Origin of the sequence: Sphingomonas sp., assembly GCF_031426035.1 — a bacterium.
In the GTDB taxonomy this organism is placed as follows: domain Bacteria; phylum Pseudomonadota; class Alphaproteobacteria; order Sphingomonadales; family Sphingomonadaceae; genus Sphingomicrobium.
The window spans coordinates 1-7,671 of the sequence record NZ_JANPKO010000032.1; the positions used below are offsets into that span (position 1 = coordinate 1).

General features: G+C 68.5%; 10 protein-coding genes. 8 read left to right on the plus strand and 2 right to left on the minus strand.

From position 1 onward, the window contains the following. The 5 genes from RMP08_RS01900 to RMP08_RS01920 form a co-directional block, all read left to right on the plus strand. The coding region (locus RMP08_RS01900; RefSeq protein ID WP_310467271.1) for an FAD-dependent oxidoreductase at positions 1-708 on the plus strand (708 nt) is incomplete at its 5' end. Positions 709-739: 31 nt separating this feature from the next. Then, positions 740-1,444, plus strand: a complete 705-nt coding sequence (locus tag RMP08_RS01905) for a PepSY domain-containing protein (protein WP_310467272.1) — start codon at positions 740-742, stop codon at positions 1,442-1,444. A 42-nt stretch (positions 1,445-1,486) separates the two neighbouring features. Further along, positions 1,487-2,083: a TetR/AcrR family transcriptional regulator gene (locus RMP08_RS01910; RefSeq protein ID WP_310467273.1), complete on the plus strand. Its 597-nt coding sequence runs from the start codon at positions 1,487-1,489 to the stop codon at positions 2,081-2,083. Further along, the gene (locus RMP08_RS01915) at positions 2,080-2,661 is read left to right on the plus strand and encodes an SRPBCC family protein (RefSeq protein ID WP_310467274.1); all 582 of its coding nucleotides are present in this window, start codon (positions 2,080-2,082) and stop codon (positions 2,659-2,661) included. The genes RMP08_RS01910 and RMP08_RS01915 overlap by 4 nt, the downstream gene beginning before the upstream one ends. A gap of 13 nt (positions 2,662-2,674) precedes the next feature. Next, the gene (locus tag RMP08_RS01920; RefSeq protein WP_310467276.1) at positions 2,675-3,073 is read left to right on the plus strand and encodes a DUF1761 domain-containing protein; all 399 of its coding nucleotides are present in this window, start codon (positions 2,675-2,677) and stop codon (positions 3,071-3,073) included. Here the strand turns inward: RMP08_RS01920 and RMP08_RS01925 are convergent. After that, complete coding sequence (locus tag RMP08_RS01925; protein ID WP_310467278.1) at positions 3,070-3,615, minus strand: N-acetyltransferase family protein; 546 nt, start codon at positions 3,613-3,615, stop codon at positions 3,070-3,072. The two genes, RMP08_RS01920 and RMP08_RS01925, sit on opposite strands and share 4 nt — an antisense overlap. Then, entirely contained in the window at positions 3,603-5,471 is a 1,869-nt protein-coding gene (gene sppA / locus RMP08_RS01930) for a signal peptide peptidase SppA (RefSeq protein WP_310467279.1), read from the minus strand. Before sppA ends, RMP08_RS01925 begins: the two co-directional genes overlap by 13 nt. Before the next feature lie 99 nt (positions 5,472-5,570). On the opposite strand from sppA, the gene RMP08_RS01935 reads away from it, so the two are divergent. The 3 genes from RMP08_RS01935 to RMP08_RS01945 all read left to right on the plus strand — a co-directional run. Continuing rightward, a complete protein-coding gene (locus RMP08_RS01935) occupies positions 5,571-6,953 on the plus strand; it encodes an MATE family efflux transporter (RefSeq protein WP_310467281.1) in 1,383 nt (460 codons plus the stop codon). Positions 6,954-7,077: 124 nt separating this feature from the next. Next, on the plus strand, positions 7,078-7,371 hold the full coding sequence (groES, locus tag RMP08_RS01940; protein WP_310467283.1) for a co-chaperone GroES: 294 nt from the start codon (positions 7,078-7,080) through the stop codon (positions 7,369-7,371). A 43-nt stretch (positions 7,372-7,414) separates the two neighbouring features. Next, positions 7,415-7,671 (plus strand): TCP-1/cpn60 chaperonin family protein (locus RMP08_RS01945; protein ID WP_310467285.1); only part of this gene is annotated, 257 nt, incomplete at its 3' end.

Here is a 7,671-nt window from a genome sequence, read left to right on the forward strand (position 1 = left end):
TTCAAGCTCGGGACCAAGGTCACCGGCGCCAAGGTCGAGGGCGAAACGGTCAAGCTCAGCGTCGAGCCCGCCGCCGGCGGCGCGGCCGAGACGATCGAGGCCGACGTCGTGTTGGTGTCGATCGGGCGTCGCCCCAACACCGATGGCCTCGCGCTCGACAAGGCCGGGCTCGCGGTCAATCAGAAGGGGCAAATCGAGATCGACCACGACTTCCGCACCAAAGTCGCGGGTGTGTGGGCGATCGGCGACGTCGTCCCCGGCCCGATGCTCGCGCACAAGGCCGAGGACGAGGGCATCGCGGTGGCCGAGAACATCGCCGGGCTGACCGGGATCGTGAACCACGCGGTGATCCCGTCGGTGGTCTACACCATGCCGGAGATCGCCGGGGTCGGCCTCACCGAGGAAGAAGCCAAGGCCGCGGGCGAGGTCAAGGTCGGCAAATTCCCGATGCTCGCCAACAGCCGCGCCAAGACCAACCGCGAGCCCGACGGCTTCGTCAAAGTGATCGCCGACGCCAAGACCGACCGCGTGCTCGGCGTGTGGATGATCGCCGTGCCCGCCGGCTCGATGATCGCGCAGGCGGCGCAGGCGATGGAGTTCGGCGCGACCAGCGAAGACATCGCCTATACCTGCCACGCCCACCCGACCCACGCCGAAGCGCTCAAGGAAGCGGCGATGGCGGTGACCGGCAAGCCGATCCACATTTGATGGCGCCACATCTGATGGCAGGGGCGCAGCAATGAGTGCAATGCGGTCGCGATTGCGGCGCTGGCATGTGTGGCTCGGCTGGCTGGTCGGGCTGCCGATCTTGCTGTGGATCGCGACCGGTGTGCTGATGGTCGCGCGGCCGATCGAAGCGGTGCGCGGTACGCACCTGATGCGTGAGCCGACGCCGATGCGGCTGGCGACGCCGCCCGCGATGCCCGCGCTGGAGGGCGTGCCGCTGACCTCGCTGATGCTCGAGCGCCGCGCCGCAGGGCCGCGCTGGGTGGTCACGCTGGCCGACGGCACCACGCGCCTGGCCGATCCCGCCTCGGGCAAGGTGCTGCCACCGCTGTCCGCCGCCGATGCGGTGCGCGAAGTGTCGGTGCTATACATGGGTCAGGCCCAGGTCAGGGAGGTGATCCGCACCGACCCGGCCAAGCCGCCGCTCGAGCTGCGCCGGCCGATCGCCGCATGGCGGGTGGCGATGGACGACGGCACGCGTTTCTATGTCGATGCGGGGTCGGGCGCGGTGGTCGCCAAGCGCACTGGCTGGTGGCGGTTTTACGACCTGATGTGGGGGCTGCACATCATGGACTTGCGCACTCGGGAGGACGCCCACAACCCGCTAACGATCGGGTTCGGGGTGGGGTCGCTGGTGATGGCGTTGCTTGCGCTGGTACTGTTGCCGATGACCAACAAGCGCAAGCGCAAGCGCGAGGCGAAACCCATACCCAAATAAGTCCTCACTTGACTTGATTGAGCGTTCAACTAAGTTGAATGGATGATCAAGGACACCCGTGCACGAATCGTCGATGCGGCGATGGAGCTGTTCTGGCTCAAGGGCTACAACTCGACCTCGATCGCCGACATCCTCAGCCGCAGCCAGGTCAACAGCGGCAGCCTCTATCATTTCTTCCCGGGCAAGCAGGACGTGCTGCTGGCGGTGCTCGACGCCTACCGCGACGGCATTGGCGAAGCGCTGCTCAAGCCGGCGTGGGCGGGCATCGACGACCCGCTCGAGCGGGTGTTCGCCTTGCTCCGTCTGTACCGCGGGCTGATCATCGACACCGAGTGCGAATATGGCTGCCCGATCGGTAGCCTGGCGCTCGAGCTGCACGAGGCGGACCCGATCGTGCGGACGAAACTGGCCGAGAATTTCACCGGCTGGGTGAACGCGGTCAAAGCGTGCCTCGACTCCGCCGCGAGCCGCTTCGCTCCGGGCACCGACACCCAGGCCCTGGCCGAGTTCGTGCTGACCGTGATGGAGGGCGCGGTGATGCAGGCGCGGACCTACCGCGACGTCGCCTTCTTCGACCGCGCGATCGCCCAGCTCGCCGCGCATTTCGACAACCTCAAGGTCAAGGAAACCGTCGTATGATCAACCGCGTTGCCGCCTTCGCCCTGCTCGCCGCCGCTGCACCGGCCGCGGCGCTGACCCCGGTCACCGAGCAAGTCCGCAGCGAGGCCGACGGCAGCGTCAGCCTGTCGCACAGCGTGGTCGTCCCCGCCCCGCCGGCCGCGGTGTGGTCGGCGATCTCGACCGTCGACGGGTGGAAGAGCTGGGCGGTGCCGGTGGCGTGGATCGCGCCGGCGCGGCCCGACGTGATCGAGACCAGCTACAACCCGGCCGCCAAGCCCGGCGACGCGATGAACATCGAGAACGAGTTCCTGTCCCGCGTCCCCGGCCAGCGGCTGGCGTTCCACACCATCAAGGCGCCCGCCGGTTTCCCCCATTTCGAGGCGCTAAGGCGGGTTACCCAGACCTTTGAGCTGGCGCCCGAGGGCGGCGCCACGCGGGTCTCGCTGACCGGCACCAACTATGGCGCCGACGCCTCGGGCCAGGCGGTGCTGGCGTTCTTCAAGGGCGGCAACCGGGTTTCGCTGGAAATGCTCCGCGACCGCTTCGCGGTCGGCCCGATCGACTGGACGGAGAAACTCAAAAAGCCGCTCAAATAGGGGAGGGAAAGACATGCCGGAGGTGAATTTGCTGGCGGTGCTAGCGGGCGGTGTCGCGTCGCTGGTGATCGGGGGGCTGTGGTACGCGCCGTTCCTGTTCGGCAGGGCGTGGCAGCGCGAAGCCGGGCTTAGCGACGAGACGATGGCGGGCGCCAACATGGCCAAGATCTTCGGCCTGACCTTCGTCTTGAGCCTGGTCGCGGCCTATGTGTTCGGGATGTTCATCGGCCCCGACATGCCGCTCGGCGCGGCGATCGGCGCCGGCTTTTCGGCCGGGCTGTGCTGGATCGGCGCGGCGTTAGGGATCAGCTATCTGTTCGAGCGCCGGAGCTTCAAACTGTGGCTGATCAACACCGGCTACCACACGCTGCAGTTCACCGCGTTTGGCGCGATTTTCGGGATGATGAACTAAAAGACCTCGGCGAACGGGCGCGGGCCTGCGGGCGTTTCGGCGCGCGGCGCGAGGTCGCGCTGCCAGTGGCCGACGTCGAGCCATTGGCCGTGCTTGAAACCGGTGCGGTCGTAGGTGCCGGTCAGCTTGAAGCCGAGCTTTTCATGGAGCGCGACGCTCGCCGGGTTAGGCAAGGCGATTCCGGCAATCGCGGTGGTGAACCCCTGCGCGGTCAGCAGGTCGAGCATCCGCGCCAGCAACTGCCCGCCGATCCCGCGCCCATGCGCGTCGGCGGCGAGGTAAATCCCGGTTTCGACCGCCCAGCGGTAGGCCGCGCGCGCGCGGAACGGCGAGCTGTTGACGAAGCCGAGCAGGCGCCCGTCCTCCTCCGCCACCAGCCACGCGAACAGCCCGCGGCCGTCGTCGGCGATGCGCCGCGCCATCTCGGCAGCGTCGGGCGCCGCTTCCTCGAAGCTGATCCGGCTGTCCTCGACGAACGGGCGATAGACCGCCGCCAGCGCGGCGGCGTCCTCCGCCGCCGCCAGCCGGACTAGAACAGCCACTCGCGCAGCGCGGCGAAGAAGCCGAGCTGGCGGCGGTCGAGCACCGCCGGAGCGGCGCTCGGGCACTCGAGGCAGCGCACCTGGATGCGCGGCCCGGCGAGCACCGAGTGAAGGTCGGCCAGCGCGCTTTCGAGCTGGCGCTGCCCGCCGGTGAAGCTGGCGAAGCCGTCGGCCATGCTCTCGTCCTCTTCCCGCTCTTCCTCCTTGGCGAGCGTTTCGAGCAGGCTGTCGGTGAAGCTGACCGGGCGCTCGAGATAGCGCACCCCGCGCTCATCCTCGCCGAGCTTGGCCAGCTGGGCCGCCTTGGCGACCGCCTCGTCGAGCCCGCCGAAGCCGTCGACCAGCCCCAATTGGCGCGCCGAGCCGCCATCCCACACCCGCCCCTGGGCGATATTGTCGATGTCCTGCGGCGATTTGTTGCGCGACTGGGCGACGATGCCGAGGAAGCGGCGGTAAACCGATTCGACGCTCGCCTGGAGCACGCGGTCGGCCTCGGGCGATGGCCCGCGCAGCAGATCGGGCTCGCCCGACAGCGGCGTCGTCTTGACCCCGTCGGCGCCCAGCCCGAGCTTGGCCAAAGTGCCTTCGAAGCTGGGCAGCACGCCGAACACCCCGATCGACCCGGTGATGGTCGACGGCTCGGCGAAGATGAAGTCGGCCGGGGTCGCCACCCAATAGCCGCCCGACGCCGCGACATTGCCCATCGACACCACCACCGGCAGATCCTTGGCCTTGGCGGCGAGGATCGCCTGGCGAATGCGTTCCGATGCCAGCACCGAGCCGCCGGGGCTGTCGACGCGCACCACCAGCGCCTTCATCGCATCGTCCTCGAGCCCGCGCTCGATCGCGCGCGCGATGCTGTCGCCGCCCGCGGTGCCCGCCGGAGCGCGCCCGTCGACGATGTTGCCGGCGACGGTGACGATGCCGATCGGTCCGTCGGGCGCGGTCTCGACGCGGTCGGCGATGTAGCTGTCGAGCTTGATCCGGGCATAGCCGCCGGGCGCACTTTCATCGTCGCCGCCGAGCTTGGCCAGCCGAGTCTCGAACGCGCGGCGGTCGGCGACCTTGTCGACCAGCCCGGCCGTCAGCGCGGCGCGTGCGAGATCACCCCCGGCGGCATCGACCGCGCCGGGCAGGTCGCGCATGTAAGCGTCGAGCTTGGCCTTGGGCCGCGCCTTGAGCACGGATTGGCGCCAAGTCTCGAGCAGCGCCCCGGCCAGCGCCTGGGCGTTCTCGCGCGCCTCGGGCGACATGTCATTGCGGGTCAGCGGCTCGACCGCCGCCTTGTAGGTGCCGACGCGGTAGATGTTGGCGGTCACCCCCATCTTGTCGAGCAGGCCCTTCAAATAGAGATTGGCGCCGCCCGGGCCGACCGTCGCCACCGCGCCGAACGGGTTGAGCCATACTTCGGATGCCGCGGCGGCGAGCTGGTAGCCGTCGTCCGAGTATCCGGTGGCGTAGGCGATCACCGGCTTGCCCGAGGCGCGCACGCGGACCAGCGCTTCGGCGACGTCGCCGAGCGCGGCCTGGCCGCCGCCGAGGAAGCCGTCGAGGTCGAGGGCGATGGCCTTGACGCGGTCGTCGGTGCGCGCTTCGTCGATCGCGGCGACGAGGTCGCGGCGGGCATATTGTTTGGTGCGGTCGCCGCTGCCCGACAGCAGTTCGGCGACATCGGGCTTGGCGGCCTGCTCGACCACCACCCCGTCGAGGTCGAGCGCGAGGACGCCGTCGGTCACCGGATCGGGCCGCGCCGACAGGCCGGCATAGAGCACGCCGAAGAACAGCAGCATGAAGATCAGGACCAGCACGTCCTTGATGCCGACCAGCAATTTCCAGATGGCACGCGCGAACTTCATGGATTTTCGCCCCATTCCAATGCCCCGCCGAGCTAGCGGAGCGGACAGCCGGGCGCCAACCCTTTTCGACCGGCGGGCGCGCGGCTAGGCGCTTCAAGTATGGACGCGCCCGCGCAATTGCAAACCGACCGGCCGTGGCGCGGCGAGCTGGGCGCGACGCTGGCGCTGGCGTGGCCGCTGATCCTGTCCAACCTGACGATGGCGCTGATCCAGGCCACCGACGTGGTGCTGATGGGCTGGCTCGGGCCGCTTCCGCTCGCCGCCTCGGCGCTCGGGCTCAATTTGACCTTTGTTTTCCTCCTGCTCGGCATCGGCGTGGTCACCGCCTCATCGCCGATGATCGCCACCGCGCTCGGGCGGCGTTCGAGCGCGGTGCGCGACGTGCGCCGCTCGTTCCGCCAGGCATGCTGGGTCGCGGTGGTGATCTCGTTCGCGACCTGGGCGGTGCTGTGGAACGCGGAGCCGATTATCCGCGCGTTGGGGCAAGAGCCGGCCCTGGCGCGCGGGGCGGCGACGTTTCTGCGCGGCTATATGTGGAGCATCCTGCCGTTCCTGCTGTTCCAGGCGATGCGCAATTTCCTCTCCGCGCTCGAGCGCCCGGCGTGGATCTTCATCGTCAGCGCGGCCGGGATCGTGCTTAACGCTGTGGTGTGCTGGGCGCTGATTTTCGGCAAGTTCGGGCTGCCCGCATTGGGCCTGTTCGGCGGCGGGCTGGGCAGCTCGATCGTGTGGGCGTGCCTGGCGCTGACCCTGGCGATCGTCATCGCCACCGGGCGAAAAACCCGCCGCTTCCATCTATTCGGGCGCTGGTGGCGCGCCGACTGGCCGCGGTTTCGGCATATCTGGCGCTTGGGGCTGCCGATCGGGCTGACCATGGCGTTCGAGGGCGCGGTGTTCGGAGCCGCGGCATACCTGATGGGGCTGATCGACGCCGAATCGATCGCCGCCCACGCCATCGCGCTACAGATCGCGGCGCTGAGCTTTATGGTCCCGTTGGGGCTCGGCCAGGCGGCGACGGTGCGGGTCGGGCGGGCGTTCGGCCGCGGCGACCATGGCGGGATCGCGCGCGCCGGGTGGACCGCGTGGCTGCTCGGGGTCGGGTTCATGGCGGCGATGGCGCTGGCGATGTGGATTTTCCCGCGCGAGCTGGTCGGGCTGTTCCTATCCGACAGCGCCGCCAACGCGAGAGTGATCGGGCTGGCGGTGTCGTTCCTCGCGATTGCCGCTCTGTTCCAGATCGTCGACGGCGCGCAGGTGGTCGGCGCGGGCATGCTGCGGGGCTTGCACGACACCCGCGTGCCGATGCTGTTCGCGCTGGTCGGATATTGGGTGATCGGGCTCGGGGTCGGGGTGTGGCTGGCGTTCTACCGCGGCTGGCAGGGGGTCGGCATCTGGACCGGGCTCGCCGCCGGGCTGGCGTTTGTCGCGGTGCTGATGATCGCGCGCTGGGCAATGCGTGAGCGGCTGGCGCTGGTCCCTTAAATCCACCGCTCCGGGCCGCGGGCGTTGACGGCGGCGGGCGGCGTGACCATATGCAAGGCATCGCTGGCACTCTCCTCATGGGAGTGCCAAGGCGAGCGCAGTTCACAACCAGAAAGAGGGACTAATGGCTCAAGGTTTCAGGCCGCTTCACGATCGCGTTCTCGTCCGCCGCGTCGAGGCCGAGGAAAAGACCGCGGGCGGGATCATCATCCCCGACACCGCCAAGGAAAAGCCGCAGGAAGGCGAAGTCGTCTCGGTCGGCACCGGCGCGCGCAACGAGCAGGGCACCGTCCATCCGCTCGAGGTCAAGGCCGGCGACAAGATCCTGTTCGGCAAATGGTCGGGCACCGAGGTCAAGGTCGATGGCGAGGACCTCATCATCATGAAGGAAAGCGACATTCTGGGAATCGTCGGCTGACTTCAGATTCGTAACCGTTTTTCTCAATTGAAAGGGTAGCCAGATGGCAGCCAAAGACGTGAAATTCAGCCGCGACGCTCGTGAGCGCATCATGCGCGGCGTCGACATCCTCGCCGATGCGGTCAAGGTGACCCTGGGCCCCAAGGGCCGCAACGTCGTCATCGACAAAAGCTACGGCGCTCCGCGCATCACCAAGGACGGCGTCACCGTCGCCAAGGAAATCGAGCTCAAGGACAAGTTCGAGAACATGGGCGCGCAGATGCTGCGCGAGGTCGCCTCGAAGACCAACGACCTCGCCGG